Genomic DNA, 17,242 nt, shown 5'->3' with positions numbered 1-17,242 from the left:
CGCCATGCAATTGCCGCCGAACGCCTGCGACGCCCACTTGCACATCATGGACCCGCGCTTCGGCGGCGAGGCGGCGTTCAGCGCCGCCACCTACCAGGCGCTGGCGCAGCCGCTGGGCCTGGCCCGGGCGGTGATCGTGCAGCCGAAAAACTACGGCACCGATAACCGCTGCACCCTCGACGCCATCGCCCAATTCAAGGGCCAGGCCCGCGGCATCGCGGTGCTCACCCCCGAGGTCAGCGACGCCGAGCTACAGCAGTTGCATGCCGGCGGCATCCGTGGGGTGCGCTTCAGCCTGTGGAACCCGGGCAACGCCGTGGTCAGCCTGGGCATGCTCGAGCCGCTGGCGGCGCGCATCGCCGAGCTGGGCTGGCATGTGCAATTGCACCTGGGCCCGGAGCAGGCACTCGATGCCCAGGCGTTGATCGCCCGGCTGCCGCTGCCGGTGGTGTTCGACCACCTTGGCCGGCTGCCGCCGGCGCAAGGCACGCGGCACCCGCTGTTCCGCTTTATCGCCGAGCGGATCGACGCCGGCCAGGCCTGGGTCAAGCTGAGCGGTGCCTACCTCAACACCGCGGTGGGCGCGCCGGCCTACCCGGATGCCAGCGCGGTGGCCCAGGCCTTTGCCGAACTGGCGCCGGAGCGGGTGGTGTGGGGCAGCGACTGGCCCCACGTGACCGAGCACGGCCACGCCGACACCGCCGGCCTGCTGGCGCTGCTGGGGGATTGGGTGGGGGCTGGCGGGCTGCGCCGGGTGCTGGTGGATAACCCCGCGCGGCTGTACGGCTGGGCTTGATGTGCCTGGGCGCCAGGTGCGGTACCATCGGCGCCATGATCATTCCCTTTGATGCCCTCGAACCCGACACCCTGACCCGCTTGATCGAAGATTTCGTCACCCGTGACGGCACCGACAACGGCGATGAAACCCCACTGCAAACCCGCGTGCTGCGGGTGCGCCAGGCCCTGGCCAAGGGCCAGGCGTTCATTGTGTTCGACGGCGAAAGCCAGCAGTGCCAGCTGCTCGCCAAGCACGATGTGCCGCGCGAGCTGCTGGCCGGGCTGTAAGCGGGCTTAGTCCAGTACGGATGGGTCCATCTGGATCATCAGTTCTTTCATCTCTTCGAAGTGCCGCTGCGAGAAGTCGGTAATGCCTTCCCAGCCGCGCGCGGTTTTTTCCGCCACTTCATCCGACAACACCTTCACCGGCTGGCCGGTGGACCACGCCGTGACGAGGATCTGGCAGGCCCGCTCGAGGGTCCAGATGTCGTCGAAGGCCTCGCCCACGGTGGGCGCGGTGACCATCACCCCGTGGTTGCCCATCAGCAAGCGGCTTTTGCCCTGCAGCAAGGCGGCCAGGCGCGCGCCCTCGGCGTCGGTGTCGGCCATGCCGCCGTACATCTCGTCGATCGCCACGCGGTTGAAGTAGCGCGCGGTGTTCTGGTCGATCGGCGGAATGTGCGGGTTGGCCAGGCACGCCACCGCGGTGGTGTACACCGGGTGCAGGTGCAGCACCACGCGCACCTCGGGCAGGCGCTGGTGGATCTGCCCGTGGATCGCCCAGGCGGTGGAGTCGACGTCGGGGCGGTCGGCGCCGGCTGGGTCATCGGCGTTGAGCAGCAGCAGGTCGCTGGCGCGGATGCGCGAGAAGTGCTTCCACTTCGGGTTCAGCAAAAACTGCTTGCCGTCGGCCGAGACCGCGGCGCTGAAGTGGTTGGCCACCGCTTCGTGCATGCCCACGTGGGCGATGATGCGAAAGGTCGCGGCCAGGTCGATGCGGATCTGTTCTTCGTGGGATAAGCCCATGGGGGCACTCCTTGGGGCGTGGCACGGCGTTGAGTGCACTCAGGATCGGCGCGGTGGGCGGTGGCGTCAATTAGGCGATCTTGGGGGGGTGATTAGGATGGGCCTATGCAAGCGCCGCGGTTGGGCTTGACGGCTTGCGGGGGGCTTGAGGGCCCTTCGCCCGGCACAGCCGGCCTCCCACGGATTCTATATTTACAACTAAATCAAATACTTACACAAGCCTAGTGGGAGGCCGGCTGTGCCGGGCGAAGGGCCAGTCAGCCCGTGCGCTTGGTAAAACCACCTAAGAAATCAGCGCTCATCACCCTCAATTTAGCGCTATGATCGCCGCCTTTGCCCCCACCTGCCCTGCCTGCCCATGCCTTTCGACCTCAGCGTTGCCCCCACCACGCTGGCGATTCTCGCCGCCGTGGCGTTCCTTGCCGGTTTCATCGATGCCATCGCCGGCGGTGGTGGCCTGCTCACCACGCCGGCCTTGCTCACCGCCGGGCTGCCGCCGCACCTGGTGCTGGGCACCAACAAGCTCAGCTCGACCTTTGGCGCGGCCACCGCCAGCGTGCAGTTCTACCGGCGCAAACTGTTTCGCCCCAAGCACTGGAAACGCGCCTTCTGGTGCACCCTGGCCGGCGCGCTGCTTGGCGCCGGCACGGCCCATTACCTGCCGGCCGAGTGGCTCAACCGAATGCTGCCGGTGATCGTCTTCGCCTGTGCGCTGTACGTGCTGTTCGGTGGCACGCCGAAGGCGCCGCTGGACGCCGACGCACCGATCGCCAAGCGCCGGCAGATCCCCCAAGGGCTGGGCCTGGGGTTTTACGACGGGGTGGCGGGCCCCGGCACCGGGGCGTTCTGGACGGTCAGCACACTGCTGCTGTACCCGGTGGACCTGGTCCGCGCCAGCGGCGTGGCGCGCAGCATGAACTTCGTCAGCAATGCCGCGGCGCTGGCGGTGTTCATCGCCAGCGGCTCGGTGGATTGGCTGATTGGCCTGAGCATGGGCGTGTGCGTGATGGCCGGGGCGTTCTTCGGCGCCCGCACCGCGATCGGTGGCGGGGCCAAGTTCATTCGCCCGGTGTTCATCTGCGTGGTGCTGGTGCTGACCGCGCGCCTAGCGTGGCAGCACTGGTTCGGCCAGGCCTAGGCGGCGCGCCACGTAGAGGTCGATCAGGTAGCGGGCGATCGAGCGCCCGGCGGGCAGCGCCGGCAGCGCGCGCACGTTGAACCACTGGGCGTCTTCGATCTCGTCGGGCTGCGGCACAATCTCGCCACCGGCGTACTCGGCGTGAAAGCCCAGCATCATCGAGTGCGGGAACGGCCAGCACTGGCTGGCCACGTACTGGATGTTGCGCACCGCCACGCCCACCTCTTCGAACACCTCGCGCACCAGGCAGTCTTCAGCGGACTCACCCGGCTCGGCAAAGCCGGCCAGGGTGCTGTAAACGTTCGCCACAAACCGCGGCGAGCGCGCCAGCAGCACCTCGTCGCCACGGGTGACCAGCACGATCATGCTCGGTGAAATCCGTGGGTAGGCGCGCAGCTCGCACACACTGCAGTACATCGCCCGTTCGCCCGGCACCTGCGTGGTGGCCCGCCCGCAGCTGCCGCAAAAGCGGTGCTCGCGGGCCCAGGTGCCGATCTGCGCGGCGTAGGCCAGCAGGCGGAAGTGCTCGAACTCCGGCTGCAGCATGAACTGGCGCAGGCCCTGCCACTGGCAGCCTTCTACCTGCACCGTGCCGTCGAACTCGAGCAGGTACACCGGCTGGCCGTCGAGGTGGCCGATGCCGTGCTCGAACAGCAGCGGCAGGCCCAGCCCCTTCAGCCAATCGCGGGAGAACAGCGCGCCCTGTGGGTTGAACATAAAGCCCTGCGCCGAGCGCGCGACCGCCAGGCCACCTTCGGCGGCGGTGCCGAGCACCGCGGTTATCCAGCCTTCAGCCATGCTTGGCATCCTTCACGGTCAATCGTCGAAAACCGCTGGCTGGCGGTTCATGGCCGCCAGCAGCGCTTGCTTGAGGTCTGCGCCCTGAAGCATCGCGGCGTTCCAGCTCGCGACGTATTCAAGGCCCTCGTCGATACGGTGGTCGCGCATGTAGTCGAGCATGCGCTTGCTGCCCTGCACGGCCAGCGGTGATTTCGCGGCGATGCTGCGGGCAATGGCAAAGACGCCGGCCTGCAGCTCGGCGTCACTGCCGTACACCCGGTTGACCAGCCCGGCGGCCAGCGCCTCGGCCGGCTCGACCGTGCAGCCAGTGTAGGCCCATTCGCGCAAGCGGCCTTCGCCGACGATCCGCGGCAGCCGCTGAAGGGTGCCAACGTCGGCGGCCATGCCCATGTCGACCTCCTTGATGCTGAAGCGCGCGCTGCTGCTGCAGTAGCGCAGGTCGCAGGCCGCCAGCAGGTCGACGCCAGCACCCAGGCAATGGCCACTGACCGCCGCCAGCACCGGCTTGGCGCACGCGGCCACGGCGCTGAAGGCCGCCTGGAAGCGCAGAATCTGCCGGCGTAACAGCCGCGCGTTGCGCGCCACGTCGTGGCCCAGTTGGGTTGCCACCTGGCCGAGCAAGGCCAGGTCGATGCCGGCGCAGAAGTGCTCGCCATGGGCGCCGAGCACCACCACGCGCACCGCGTCGTTGTCGTCCAGGGCCTGGAACAACCGTGGCAGCTCGTCCCAGAACGGCTGGTCGAGGGCGTTGCGTTTGTCTGGGCGGTTCAGCCGCACCACGGCGATGGCGCCGTCGTACTGCACATCAAGGGCATGGTAGGCCTGCATAAAACACTCCTGGGCTCATGGGCGAACGGCCGGGCCATGATAGCCCCGGCGGGCCCGGCCGGGCCGTGGCGAAAGCGCCAAACTCAAGAAGCCCGCTGCTGTGCCGGCGCGGCCGGCTCGCTGCGTTGGGCGCGGGCCTGGGCCGGGCACTCAGCGCGGTGCAGGTTCAGCGCGGTGTTGATGATGCCGATGTGGCTGAACGCCTGCGGGAAGTTACCCAGCATGCGCTGGCTCAGCGGGTCGTACTGTTCAGCCAGCAGGCCGACGTCGTTGCACAGCCCGGCCAGCCGCAAGAACAGCGCCTCGGCATCGCCTTTGCGGCCCAGCAGCGCGTATACGTCGGCCAGCCAGAAAGTGCACACCAGGAAGGTGCCCTCGCCCGGGGTGAGGCCGTCGTCCACTTCATGGGAGCGATAGCGCAGCACCAGCCCGCCCTGCACCAACTGCTGCTCGATCGCCGCCACGGTGGCGACGAAGCGCGAGTCATCGGCCGGCAAGAAGCCGGTCAGGCCGATCTGCAGCAGGCTGGCGTCGACCTCATCGCCGCCGTAGCTTTGCACAAAGTGGCCACGCTGCGCGTTGAAGCCCTGGGCGCAGACCTGGGCGTGGATTTCATCGGCCACCGCGCGGTAGTGCAGGCTCATCTGCTGGCCTTCCTCGGTGGCCTGGTCGGCCAGGTTGGCGGCGCGGTCGAAGGCGACCCAGGCCATGACCTTCGAATGCACGAACTGGCGCGGCTCGGCGCGGATTTCCCAGATGCCTTCGTCGGGCTTGCGCCAAGCGGTTTCGAGGTAGCGCATGATCAAGCGGAACACCGAGGCGCTGCGCGGGTGGCGCGGCATGCCGCCGCGAATCGCCTGGCTCATGGCATCGGCCACCTCGCCGTACACGTCGAGCTGGGTTTGCGTGGAGGCGGCGTTGCCGATGCGCACCGGGCGCGAGCCGGCGTAGCCGGCCAGCCAATCCAGCTGATACTCCGGCAGCCGGCGCTCGCCGCCCAGGCCGTACATGATCTGCATCTGCTCGGGGCTGCCGGCCACCGAGCGCAGCAGCCATTCGCGCCAGGCGCTGGCTTCCTCGAGGTAGCCCAGGTTGGTGAAGGCGAGCAAGGTCATGGTGGCGTCGCGCAGCCAGCAGAAGCGGTAATCCCAGTTGCGCTCACCGCCCAGGCTTTCCGGCAGCGAGGTGGTGGCGGCGGCGACGATGCCGCCGCTGGGCTGGTAGGTCAGGGCCTTGAGGGTCAGCAGCGAGCGCTTCACCTGGGCGGTGAAGCGGCCCAGGTCGGGGCAGCGCCCGGCGAATTCGCGCCAGTACTGCTCGCTGTGCTGAAGCGCCTGTTCGGCGTCGAACGCCTCGGCCAGCGGCAGGGTGGAATTCTGGTGGCTGAGGGTGAACACCAGGCGGTCGCCGGGGCGCACGGTGAATTGGCTGGTGGTGTGGTGGTCGCGGGCTTCGAGTTCCTTGGCGCTGTACAGCACCAGCCGCTCGGGCCCGGCCACGGCGCTGAGCACCCGCTCGCGCGGCTGCTCGACCCAGGGGATGCTACTGCCGTAGTCGAAGCGCATGGTCAGGTCCATGGCCATCGGCACCTCGCCGTCCAGCCCAACCACGATGCGCACCACGCTGTTCTGGCTGTGGCCCACCGGCATGCAGTCGATCAGCAGCGCGCGGCCCGTGGCGGTGCTGAAGGTGGTTTCGAGGATCAGCGTGTCTTCGCGGTACTGCCGGGCCACCGTGGCCTCACCGGCCGGGCCGATGCGCCAGCGGCCGTTGTCTTCATCGCCCAGCAACGCGGCAAAGCACGCCGGGCCATCGAAGCGCGGAAAGCACAGCCAGTCCAGTGAGCCGGTTTTGTCGATCAGGGCAGCGGTGCGGCAATTGCCGATCAAGGCATAGTCTTCGATCAGAGCAGGCATGCAGGCGGGTACCTCTGGTTTTTTTAAAATGCAGTCACACCCTCGGCAGGATCAGGCGCTCGATGGCCCGGGCAACACCGTGTTCGGTGTTGCTGGCGGTCACCGCGCCGGCTTCGGCCTTGACCGCGTCGCTGGCCTGGCCCATGGCAATGCCGAGGCCGGCGCGGCGGAACATCGCCACGTCGTTGTGGCCGTCGCCGAGGGCGGCGGTTTGCCCCAGCGGGATGTTCAAGTGCTCGGCCAGGCTGGCCAGGGCATCGCCCTTGTTCGCCGCCAAGGCGGTAACGTCGAGGTAATAGGCCTGGGAACGAGCGGCCAGGGCCTGGCCTTGCAAGGCCTGCTGGGCCTCGCCTTCCAGGCGTTCGAGCAGGGCGAAGTCGGCGCAGGTGGCCACCAGCTTGTCGGCCCGCTCCAGGTACGGCTCGAAGCTCGGCACCTGGGTCGGGCCGTAGCCGAGGGTGGTGTGTTCTTTTTCCAGGTAGGCGGCGCCCAGTTCGGTCACCAGCCACTGGTCATCGGCGAACAGCCACACCGCCACTGGGTGCTGGGCAAACAGCGCCAGGGCGGTGCGCAGCGCCTGGGGGGCGATGAAGTGGCGCAGCAGGTAGCTGCCGTCGGGGTTGACCAGGGTGCCGCCGTTGAAGGCGGCGGTGGCGACGTCGTCGATGCCCAGCGCCTGCACCTGGGCGCGCATCGCCCGCGGCGGGCGGCTGCTGGCCAGGCTGAAGTGGCAGCCGGCGGCGCGCAGCTGGGCAATCGCCGCGCGCACCGGTTCGCTGATGCTGTGGTCGGGCATCAGCAGGGTGCCGTCCATGTCGCTGAGTACCAGGCGCAGCGGCCCGCCGCTCATCCGAGCGGCTGCCATTTGCGCCCGTCACGGGCCAGCAACTGGTCGGCGGCATCGGGGCCCTCGCTGCCGGCCGGGTACTCGTGCACCTCGCCGCCCTCGGCCCAGGCATCGAGGAACGGCTGCACCACGCGCCAGCCGTTCTCGATGTTGTCGGCGCGCTGGAACAGCGTCTGGTCGCCGGTCAGGCAGTCGTAAATGAGGGTTTCGTAGCCGGTCGACGGCGCCATCTGGAAGTAGTCTTTGTAGGCAAAGCCGAGTTTGACATCTTCCATCACCAGCGCCTGGCCTGGGCGCTTGGCCTGCAGGTCGAAGTACATGCCTTCGTTGGGCTGGATCTGGATGGTCAGGTAGTTGGGCTTGAGCCGGTCTACCTCGGTGTCACGGAACTGCGCATAGGGCGCCGGCTTGAAGCAAATGGCGATCTCGGTGTCGCGCACGCCCAGGCGCTTGCCGGTGCGCAGGTAGAACGGCACGCCAACCCAACGCCAGTTGTCGACCATCACCTTCAGCGCCACGTAGGTTTCGGTGCGGCTGTCGGGCTCGACCTTGGGCTCTTCGCGGTAGCTGGCCAGCTTGCCGTTGTTGGCGTACTGGGCGCGCACCGAGTTGGCCCGGGCTTCTTCCTTGCTCCAGGGGCGGATCGAGGCGATCACCTTGGCTTTTTCACCGCGCACCGCGTCGGCGCCAAACGCCGCCGGCGGTTCCATGGCGACCATCGCCAGCAACTGGAACAGGTGGTTCGGGACCATGTCGCGCAGGGCGCCGGTGCTGTCGTAAAAGCTGCCACGGGTTTCGACCCCCACCGTTTCGGCGGCGGTGATCTGCACGTGGTCGATGTAGTGGTTGTTCCAGAACGCTTCGAAAATCCCGTTGGAGAAGCGGCTGGTCATGATGTTCTGCACCGTTTCCTTACCCAGGTAATGGTCGATGCGGTAGATCTGCGCCTCGCTCATGTCTTGCAGCAGGTCGCGGTTCAGCGCCTCGGCCGAGGGCAGGTCGTGGCCAAAGGGTTTTTCCACCACCACCCGGCGGTAGGCTTCCGGGCGCTCGTACAGCAGCCCGGCGCGGCCCAGCCGGCGCGACACTTCGCGGAAGAACCGCGGCGAGGTGGCCAGGTAGAACACCGCGTTGCCGGTGCCGGTTTCCTGAATCTTGCGGCCGATGGCCTGGTAGGTTTCGTCGTCGGTGAAGTCACCGGTGAGGTAACTGATGCGCTCGGCCAGCTTGCCCCAGACCGCGGGGTCGATGGCGTTGCCGGCGGTGTCGGGGTTTTTCGCGCGGGCCTGTTCGAGGATGAAATCGTGCAGGCGCTGGGCGAACTCGGCGTCGCCGACCTGGTTGTGGTCAACCCCAACGATGTGCAGGTTGTCATCGAGCAGCCCGTCGCGGGCCAGGTTGTACACTGCTGGCATCAGCAACCGCTTGACCAGGTCGCCGTGGGCGCCGAACAGGAACAGGGTGGAAGGGGGAGCCGGGTCGACCTTGGATTTGCCTCGCTTCATTGCGCTACCTCGATCTGAACGGGAACACCACGCCCCGGCCGCGATGGCCGGGGCGCTGCTGTGTGCTGTTACTTCTTGACCTCGATGTGGCCGCCAAAGCCGAAGCGCATGGCCGAGAGCATCTTGTCGCCGTAGGTGGCGTCCTGGCGGGAACGGAAGCGCGCGAACAACGACGCGGCCAGCACCGGTGCTGGCACCGCTTGCTCGACGGCGGCGTCGATGGTCCAGCGGCCTTCACCGCTGTCGCTGACCGAACCGGAGTAGTTGGCCAGGTCCGGGTCGCCGACCAGGGCGTCGGCGGTCAGATCAAGCAGCCACGACGACACCACGCTGCCGCGGCGCCAGACCTCGGCGATGTCGCCCATGTTCAGCGCCAGGCGCTGGTCTTCGGGCAGTTGCTCGCTGTCTTTGGTCTTGAGGATATCGAAGCCTTCGGCGAAGGCCTGCATCATGCCGTACTCGATGCCGTTGTGGATCATCTTGACGAAGTGCCCCGAACCCACCGGGCCGGCATGGATGTAGCCATGCTCGGCGCGCGAGTGCTCGCCTTCGCGGCCCTTGGTGCGGGGGATGTCGCCTACACCTGGGGCGAGGGTGGCGAACAGCGGGTCGAGGCGTTCGAACACTTCGGTTTCAGCGCCGATCATCATGCAGAAGCCGCGCTCCAGGCCCCACACGCCGCCGGAGGTGCCGACGTCGACGTAGTGCAGCTGCTGCTCGGCCAGGGCCTTGGCGCGGCGGATGTCATCTTTGTACATCGTGTTGCCGCCATCGATGATCACATCGTCCGGCTCGAGCAGGCTGGCGAGCGCGTGGATGGTTTCTTCGGTCGGCGCGCCGGCGGGGAGCATCACCCACACCGCCCGCGGCCGTTCCAGTTGGGCGACCAGGTCGGCAAGGTCCTTGGCCGGCTGGGCACCATCGCCCGCCAGTGCCTGGACCGCTTGCTCGCTGCGGTCGAATACCACCGTGCTATGACCGCCGCGCATGAGGCGTCGCGAAATATTGCCACCCATGCGACCCAGTCCCACGATTCCCAATTGCATGCCGGTAACTCCAAGAAATAAGAAAAAGCCCTGACAGCTTATCGCAGAGCAGCGGATGTTCGTTAGTCCGAGTGCGCTTTCGAAGGTTTCGTGAAACCTGCGCCAGCACCAGCCGACAAACGGTTGGCGCCACGAAAACCACGCCGCACGGGCACTTGCGGGAAAAAACCGAAAAGGCACGCGGACCCTGAAAAATAAAAAAGTTCCCAACGCGCCCTAAAGAAATCATTATCCGCCCCGACAACGGTAGCAGCCAGGTTGATTGCTGTAAGGCAAAACCCACGGCCAAGGCCGTCTAACACCACCCTCTGCGCTTTGAGGTGCACCATGGGAACCGTAGTAGCCGCAAACATTCCGCAAACCCTGTATGTTTCCGTTCGCCGCGACGAGCTGAACGAACTCAAGGACCAGCGCGACGCGCTGGCCGCCGAGGTCGCTCACCTGACCGCGCTGCTGGTGCAAGCCCAGCGTGAAGTGCTCGCCTACCAGGGCCAGGCGCGTATCGCCTAAGCCCGGCCGCTGGCAAACGAAGCCGCGCCATCCCCCAGGGGTGGCGCGGCTTCGTCGTTACTGGGCAGTCAGCGCGCCGGGGAACAGCTCGCGCACCACCGCCTCGGGCAGGCGCCCGCGGTAGATGGCCGTGACCTGCTGGCCGGCGCTGGCCTGCTGGCGCTGCAGGTTCAGGCCGTCAAAGCGTTGCGCTTCGGTTTTCAGGTGGGCGGCCAGCAGGCGCCCGCTGTTGTCGTAATGAAAGTGCGCGTACCACAACGGCTGGCCCTGAGCGTCGCTGATCACCGCCTCGCGCAGTTGCTCCCCTTCGCTTTTGCGCCCCAGTGGCCGGGCCGGGCCGGCGGCGCCCAGCCGCGCTTCACCGAGCGCACTGAGGTACTGCAGCGCCGCGGCGGTGGGCTTGCCCATCAGGTAGGTGGCCACGCGCAGCCGCTTGCCCTCCTCGCGCAGCTGCGCCGCCTGGTTGTTCATCGCCAGGGCCAGGCGCTCGGCCGAACCGGCCTCGGTGGCGACGTCGGTTTCATTGCTGCGGCCCACGGCCTGGTCGATCCTCTCGGCCAGCGCCTCCAGTGATTGCGCCGGGCCGGTCAGCAGCTCTTCCATCTCCACGGCGATGCGCTCGGCGCTGAGCCAGCGCTGGGCGCGGCTGATCAAGCCCGGCGCGGCCGCCAACTGGCGCTCAGCGTCACGAACCATGGCGGCCAGTTCGTGGGTGCGCGGTGCCAACTGCAGCCGCGCCAGCGCTTCGGCGGCTTCGACCGGCTCGCGGCTGACCTCGGGGGCCGGCGCCTCGCCACTGGTGCCGGGCCGGGCGCCACTGCTCTGGCCTGGGCGGCGCCCGGGTTGGCTGGCCACCTTGTGCGCGCGGCGGCTGCTTTTGCGCTGCTGTTTGCGCTGCAGGCGGCGGGCACGCAGGTCACTGTCAAGCACGCTGGCCAGTTGCGCCTCGACCTCGCCGCGCAGCGCCGCCAACTCCGTGATGAGCTTGCCCAACCAGGGCGCCTCGGCCAGGCTGGCCTCACCCTCACGGGTAAAGGCCAGGCCGTCCTCGGCGCCCGCCAATTCGCCAGCGAGGGTTTCGAGCCGCGCCGCGGCCTCTGCCCAGCCTGGCGGTGCACTGCCCGGAGCGTTGCGGCCGGATAACTCATCGAGCAACTCATTGAAGCGGTGCACCGTTTCACGGGCCTGAATCAAATAATTGCGCACTGGCCCGGCCGCGGCGCCAGCGTCGATGACTTCCTTGAGCCCCAGGTTGCCCCAGATCTGCAACCGCGACCACCGCCAGTCCAAGGTATTGGGCAGCGAGGCGATGTCATCGAGCAAGGCATCACGATGCTTCGGCCCATCGCCAGGCAGTTGCCCCAAGGCCTCGCTTTCGGCGTCGAGGCGGTCGTTGACCTGTATGAGCTCATCCAGCCACTGCGCGGTGCTGCGCAGGTACTCCAGGTAACTGGCATCGTCGAGGGTTTCGGTGTAATCGGCCGGATGCGCTTCGCGGCGCAGCAAGGTGTGCTCCACCACCTGCAACTGGCGGTTGCGGGCGATGTCCAGCAGCAGCGCGATGCGTGCCTGCTTGATCGAGGCCAGCCGCTCAACGTAGCGCGGCACCACCACCTCACGGTTGACGCTCAGCAGTTGCTGCTCGATCGCGTCGGTGCCCGCAATCGCCTGCTGGGCGCGGCCATGGTAGTTCTCGCGCAAGCGGTTGGCTTGCTCCAGGCGGTCCGGGTGGGTACCGGCCAGGGTGCGGTTGATCAACTCATAAGTGAAGATCATCTGCTGGGTTTGCTGTTTGGCGCGGTCGATCCAGGCAGTCAGTTCGGCCTGGAACCGCGCCACCCTGGCCCTGCCCTCGCCGCCTGCGCGCACCTGCCCGCCACGTAGGCGCAGGCCGAGGTCCAGGCGCCAGCGCCCCGCCTCATCGCGGCTGACCGCCGGGCCCGGGCCATCCGGCTGGGCGGGGTCGACGATTTGCCCCTGCCCGGGGCGCTCACCGAGCGCCACCTCGAACCAGCCTTCGGCCAACGGCGCCAACAGCCGGTTACCGTCCAGCACCAGGCCCTGGGCCGGGCCGCTGGGGGCCGGCTCCGCCGCCGGCGCCGGCACCTGCATGGCCAGCAAGGCGTTGCGCCGCTCGGCCGGCAATTGCCCAAGCGCCTCGCTCCAGCCCAGCACCAAGGGGCTATTGGGCTGCTGGGCAAACAGGCTGGCGGCGGCCCAGCGCGGCGCCGGCAGGGTGCCGGCCGGCGCCGCGCTGGCTTCGGGTGGGCGGCCCCACTTGCCGGGCACGTGCAGGGCCTCGGCGAACACGAAGAACGCCAGGTTGAACAGCAGATCGGTGAAGGCCGCTTCGCGGCTGGCCGGCTGCGGGTCCGCCTCGGCCCGCAGGGCTTCGCCGAGCACTTCGAAGGCCTGCAGCATCCACCCGGCCGTGGCGATGGGGCCACTGAGCACCGGCAGCAGGCTGTTGAACAACACCCAGCCGAGTTGGCTGTACGACAGCCAGCGATTCTCTTCATTGGACACCGACTGCCGGTCGGCCACGCTGAGCAGCGCCTGCACACACTCGTCGTACACCACCCCGGGCCAGTCGCCATCGATGCGCTGCTCACGCAGTGCCGCCGGGCCCGGCACCGGCAGCGGCGCAAACTCGCTGCCTTGGCCAAAGCGTACGATGTGGGGCTCGTCCAGCCCGCCCGCGGTATAGCGGGCGCGCACATCGTCCGCCAGCCAGGCCAGCACCTGCTCACGCAAGGCGGGCTCCTGGCGCACGGCGGTGTCCAGCGCGTGCAGGTCAGGAAACTCGCGCAGCACCTGCCGGGCCAGCGGGGTGTACAGCACCCGTGGCCCGTCGCTGCCGTCGAGCGGGGCGAACAGGTACACCCCGCGCACCACGTCCAGCGCGGCGCCGGGCTGGGCCTGCAGCGCCACCCGGCAAAGTACCGCGCCGGCGGCGCTGTCTGGCCACGGCAGGCTGGCGTGGCGCAGCCGCTGCACCCCGGCCTCGGTAAAGCCGGCTTCTTGCTGTAACTTCAGCCGCAGTGCCGCGTGGGGTAACTGCACTTGCACCTGGCTGGCAAACGCGCTGCGCCGGCCGGCGCCTTCCTCGGTACTCGCCAGCAAGTGCTCACGCAAGTAGGCCAGGTAGGTACTGCCGGCATCCACCGCCTGGACCAGCCGCTGCACTTCATCGGCATCGCACCAGGCGGGCAACTCGGCGCCTGCCGCCGGGCTGACGGCAAGGTTGCCACCGGGGCGGCTGGCAAGGTTGGTGAGCGCCAACTCAACCCAGCCGAAGTGGCGTACCTGCAGGTCGGAATCGCCCGCGTTGACGATGTTGAGCAAGGCGTTGGGCACGGTCAGCAATTGAATGTCTACGTCCTCGAGTGCCGGCCAGGGGCCCAGCGGGTGGTCGTGGCGCATCTGCTGGGCGAGGCGCTCGGCAGCGAAGGCTTCGATCGGCTGCAACCCGGCGAGCATGCCCTGCACCGTGCCGGCCGCCTGGCCCAGCGCCAGTTGGCCGAGGCCGGCAGCGAAGTGGCGTTTGTCGTGCAACGAGGCGCCCTGCAACCAGCCGGGCAACTGGGCGTTGATCAGTTGCCCGGCGGTCGAGGCTTGCTGCGAGTCGAGGTCTGCCAGGCTGGTGAGCAGTTCGCAGCCGGTGGCCAGGTCGGGGCCACCCGCCGAACTGTGCAACAGGGCTTCGCGCAGCAGCGGCAACTGGCTGATCTGCTGCTCGAGCAAGCGCCGCGCCATGGCCTCGAAGGTATCGCCCAACGGCGCCTGCAGGGATAGCTGCGGTTGCGCCGCGAAGACCGCCTCGCCAAGGTAGCCGGCCAGGTACAGGCACAGCGCTTCGCTGCTGGGGTGGCGGGCAAACCCGGCGACCGGCGACCAGCTCAGCCACGGCCCGGCTTCGCCGTGCAAGGCCAAGGCCAGGCACGGGTTCAACTCAGGCGGCAGGCCCGGCAGGATGCTCGCCGTCGCCACTTCGAGAAACCCCGCACCGGCCGGCAACGCCTGGTCGCGCTGGGCCAGGGCGATAAACGCCTGGGCCTTATCGGCCTGCACCTGGCCCGCGCGCTCGGCCACCGCCACGGCGGCGCGGGCCTCTTCGCGCAGGTGCTCGGCCAGCCAGGCCCACTGGCTCACGCCCTGGCTGTCATGGCGGTTCCAGAACGCCAGCAACTCTTGGGCAAACTCGCCCATCAGGCGGTCACCCCAGGCATCCAGCCAGCGCTCCAGGTCGACCATGTGCAGCGCCAACTGCCGTGGGGTTTCGGCACCGGCCTGGTCGGTGACGAAGTGGAAGCCCTCCACCAGGTTGAAGGTCATCGCCTGGATATAGCGGTCGATCAGCACCCAGGGCAAGCCGCTGCAGGCATAGCCTTCAAACTGCGCGGGGTCGTTGTCGCGGTATTGCGGGATGGCCAGGGACAGGCCGGCCACGCTCAGGGTGTGCTCGGGGTAGTCGGCGTCGAGCTCGGCCTGCAGCAGCCGGGCGGCAGTACCATACAGCGTAGGGCGCCCGGCAAAGCGCCGGCCGACGGCGCCGGCCAGGGTGGCGCGGCGGGTGACTTCGGGGAGGATCGATAAGGTGTCGTACATGGGCTGGGCCTTGGGTGAAAGGGCCCGCATTCAAGCCTTGCCGCGTGTGCGCGGGGTGATAGGTATTTGTGGTTTTCCCTGAGGGGGCTTGGCCCGGCGTAGGCTGCTGATCTTGTGCACGAGCATCAGGGCCTATCGCCCGGCACAGCCGGAGTGCCGGACCACGGCCTCCCACCAGATCTGTGTAAGTCATTGATTTATTTGGGCAACACAGAACCCGTGGGAGGCCGGCTGTGCCGGGCGATGGGCCCTCAAGCTCGTGCACCAACGCCGCACAACTCACCGGCTGCTTCCCCGAAAATCCCGCTTAAACGTTAAACCCAAGACCAACGGTCGCCCCGCGCGCTAACTTTCCTGCCAGCCAAGCGGCGTTTTGCCAGCGCCGCTCTACACTCAGCTTTGCACCCCCGCGGCTGTACGGAATTTTCCCCAAAAAAAACCTGAAACTTCTGATGCGCCGCGCAGGTCAGCTTTAAGGTAAGCCGCAGCCCACGTGCGTTAGCCCAGCGCCGCGGCCTACCCTTCTCGTGTTTTCGATGAACGCCTACGGCCGGGCCGAGGTGGCGGGCTGTTGTGCCTGCCCTTTGCATGGAAAAACAACGGGAACGGATTAAAACGAAAAATGAGTATTGCCAGATGTAACTTTGACAACTTCGGGAGAAAGTAATGATCAGTGCCGCTGTCGAAACCCACGGAGAACGCTTCAATCAGCAGGCCGCCGAGCTTCACTCGCTGCCGGCCATCACTTCGACGAGCAAGGTACTGCAGGCCGACCCGACCACCCACATCAACCGCAAGCGGGTGCTGTTCGTGACCTCGGAAATGGCCGACCTGGTCAAGAGCGGTGGTTTGGGCGATGTGTCCGCCGCGCTGCCACGGGCCATGGCGCACTTGCATGACGTGCGCGTACTGATTCCCGGCTACCCGCAGGTGGTCAACAGCGGCCACCCGATCCACACCGTCGGCGAGCTCGGCGGCCACGCCGCGCTGCCGCCGTGCAAGCTCGGGCGCATGGACATGCCCGACGGCCAGGTGATCTACGTGCTGCTGTGCCCGGAGCTGTTCGAGCGCGACGGCACGCCCTACGGCGCCAACAACGGCCGCGACTGGCCCGACAACCACATTCGCTTCGCCCGCCTGGGCCTGGCCGCCTGCGAAATCGCCGCCGGCCACGCGATGGTGCACTGGAAGCCCGATCTGGTGCACGCCCACGACTGGCCCGCGGGCTTGGCGCCGGCCTACATGCATTGGCGTGGGGTGAACGTGCCCACCCTGTTCACCATCCACAACCTCGCCTACCAGGGCGTGGTCAGCCTGGCCTGTTGCCCCGAGCTGGGCATCCCCGAGCACGCGCTGCAGCAGGAAGGCATGGAGTTCTACGGCAAGCTGTCGTTCCTCAAGGCGGGCCTGGCCTACTCCAGCCACATCACCACGGTGAGCGCCACCTACGCCAAGGAAATCACCACCCCCGAATTCGGCTGCGGCCTCGACGGCTTCCTGCGCAGCAAGGCCCACCAGGGCCTGCTCGGCGGCATCCCCAACGGCATCGACGAAAGCTGGGAAGCCGCCACCGACACGCACCTGATCGCCCCGTTCAGCCTTAATGACTGGGACGGCAAGCGGGTCAATGCCGACTACGTGCGCGAGCTGTTCGAGATCGACGCCGGCGACGGCCCGCTGTTCGCCGTGGTGTCGCGGCTGGTGTACCAGAAGGGCCTTGACCTGACCATCGGCGTGGCCGACTTCATCGTCGAGCAAGGCGGCCAGATGGTCATCATCGGCCGCGGCGAGCCGGAAGAAGAACAAGCCATGCGCGAGTTGGCCAAGCGCCACCCGGGCAAGGTCGGCGTGCGCATCGGCTTCAACGAAACCGAAGCGCGGCGGATGTTCGCCGGCAGCGACTTTCTGCTGATGCCGTCGCGCTACGAGCCCTGCGGCCTCAGCCAGATGTACGCACAACGCTTCGGCTCGCTGCCGATCGCGCGCAACACCGGCGGCCTGGCCGACACCATCGAAGATGGCGTGACCGGCTTTTTGTTCGACGAGCCGAGCATCGAGGCCTACCGCGAGGCGGTGGCCCGCGCCCTTTACACCTACAGCAAAGATGACCTGCTCGGCGCGATGCGCTGCCGCGCCATGACCCAACCCTTCAACTGGAGCCAGGCGGTAGAACCCTACGCCGAGCTGTACGTGAAGTTGGTACAACGCGCCGTTGCCCGGCAGGGACGATTCTGATCGCA

13 protein-coding genes are annotated in these 17,242 nt (G+C 67.7%); 5 read left to right on the top strand and 8 right to left on the bottom strand.

Going from position 1 to position 17,242, the window contains the following annotated elements:
• Positions 1–4 precede the first annotated feature (4 nt).
• Both ACFZCE_RS16685 and ACFZCE_RS16680 read left to right on the top strand, forming a co-directional pair.
• Complete coding sequence (locus ACFZCE_RS16685) at positions 5–796, top strand: amidohydrolase family protein (protein WP_390940919.1); 792 nt, start codon at positions 5–7, stop codon at positions 794–796.
• 35 nt (positions 797–831) lie between these two features.
• Positions 832–1,065 (top strand): YheU family protein, encoded by a 234-nt coding sequence (locus ACFZCE_RS16680; RefSeq protein ID WP_390940917.1) that lies wholly within the window; start codon positions 832–834, stop codon positions 1,063–1,065.
• 6 nt (positions 1,066–1,071) lie between these two features.
• Here the strand turns inward: ACFZCE_RS16680 and ACFZCE_RS16675 are convergent, their stop codons facing one another.
• Entirely contained in the window at positions 1,072–1,803 is a 732-nt protein-coding gene (locus tag ACFZCE_RS16675) for a class II aldolase/adducin family protein (protein ID WP_390940915.1), read from the bottom strand.
• Between the two features lie 358 nt (positions 1,804–2,161).
• On the opposite strand from ACFZCE_RS16675, the gene ACFZCE_RS16670 reads away from it, so the two are divergent.
• Complete coding sequence (locus ACFZCE_RS16670; RefSeq protein ID WP_390940913.1) at positions 2,162–2,941, top strand: TSUP family transporter; 780 nt, start codon at positions 2,162–2,164, stop codon at positions 2,939–2,941.
• On the opposite strand, the gene nudC is transcribed toward ACFZCE_RS16670, so the two are convergent.
• The 6 genes from nudC to gnd all read right to left on the bottom strand — a co-directional run bounded on the left by nudC (position 2,909) and on the right by gnd (position 9,926).
• Positions 2,909–3,739 (bottom strand): NAD(+) diphosphatase, encoded by an 831-nt coding sequence (gene nudC / locus ACFZCE_RS16665; protein WP_390940911.1) that lies wholly within the window; start codon positions 3,737–3,739, stop codon positions 2,909–2,911. The two genes, ACFZCE_RS16670 and nudC, sit on opposite strands and share 33 nt — an antisense overlap.
• A gap of 18 nt (positions 3,740–3,757) precedes the next feature.
• The gene (locus tag ACFZCE_RS16660) at positions 3,758–4,570 is read right to left on the bottom strand and encodes a crotonase/enoyl-CoA hydratase family protein (RefSeq protein ID WP_390940909.1); all 813 of its coding nucleotides are present in this window, start codon (positions 4,568–4,570) and stop codon (positions 3,758–3,760) included.
• 83 nt (positions 4,571–4,653) lie between these two features.
• On the bottom strand, positions 4,654–6,486 hold the full coding sequence (locus ACFZCE_RS16655; protein ID WP_390940907.1) for a glycoside hydrolase family 15 protein: 1,833 nt from the start codon (positions 6,484–6,486) through the stop codon (positions 4,654–4,656).
• Between the two features lie 34 nt (positions 6,487–6,520).
• Entirely contained in the window at positions 6,521–7,336 is an 816-nt protein-coding gene (locus tag ACFZCE_RS16650) for a Cof-type HAD-IIB family hydrolase (RefSeq protein ID WP_390941177.1), read from the bottom strand.
• Positions 7,333–8,838 (bottom strand): glucose-6-phosphate dehydrogenase, encoded by a 1,506-nt coding sequence (gene zwf, locus ACFZCE_RS16645; protein WP_390940905.1) that lies wholly within the window; start codon positions 8,836–8,838, stop codon positions 7,333–7,335. The genes ACFZCE_RS16650 and zwf overlap by 4 nt, the downstream gene beginning before the upstream one ends.
• Before the next feature lie 68 nt (positions 8,839–8,906).
• Positions 8,907–9,926, bottom strand: coding sequence for a phosphogluconate dehydrogenase (NAD(+)-dependent, decarboxylating) (gnd, locus tag ACFZCE_RS16640; RefSeq protein WP_390941175.1), 1,020 nt, complete (start codon positions 9,924–9,926; stop codon positions 8,907–8,909).
• 285 nt (positions 9,927–10,211) lie between these two features.
• Here gnd and ACFZCE_RS16635 point away from each other — a divergent pair, with 285 nt between their 5' ends.
• Positions 10,212–10,394, top strand: a complete 183-nt coding sequence (locus ACFZCE_RS16635) for a DUF6026 family protein (RefSeq protein WP_390940903.1) — start codon at positions 10,212–10,214, stop codon at positions 10,392–10,394.
• A 57-nt stretch (positions 10,395–10,451) separates the two neighbouring features.
• On the opposite strand, the gene ACFZCE_RS16630 is transcribed toward ACFZCE_RS16635, so the two are convergent.
• Positions 10,452–15,002: a hypothetical protein gene (locus ACFZCE_RS16630; RefSeq protein ID WP_390940901.1), complete on the bottom strand. Its 4,551-nt coding sequence runs from the start codon at positions 15,000–15,002 to the stop codon at positions 10,452–10,454.
• Positions 15,003–15,668: 666 nt separating this feature from the next.
• Here ACFZCE_RS16630 and glgA point away from each other — a divergent pair.
• Positions 15,669–17,237 carry a glycogen synthase GlgA gene (gene glgA, locus ACFZCE_RS16625; RefSeq protein ID WP_390940899.1) on the top strand — a complete coding sequence of 523 codons (1,569 nt, stop codon included), beginning with the start codon at positions 15,669–15,671 and terminating at the stop codon, positions 17,235–17,237.
• Positions 17,238–17,242: the final 5 nt, after the last annotated feature.

This window comes from Pseudomonas sp. NPDC007930 (genome assembly GCF_042958985.1).
Lineage (GTDB): Bacteria > Pseudomonadota > Gammaproteobacteria > Pseudomonadales > Pseudomonadaceae > Aquipseudomonas.
The sequence above is the reverse complement of the archived record's forward strand: the minus strand, read 5'-3'. Positions and strand labels throughout refer to the sequence as shown.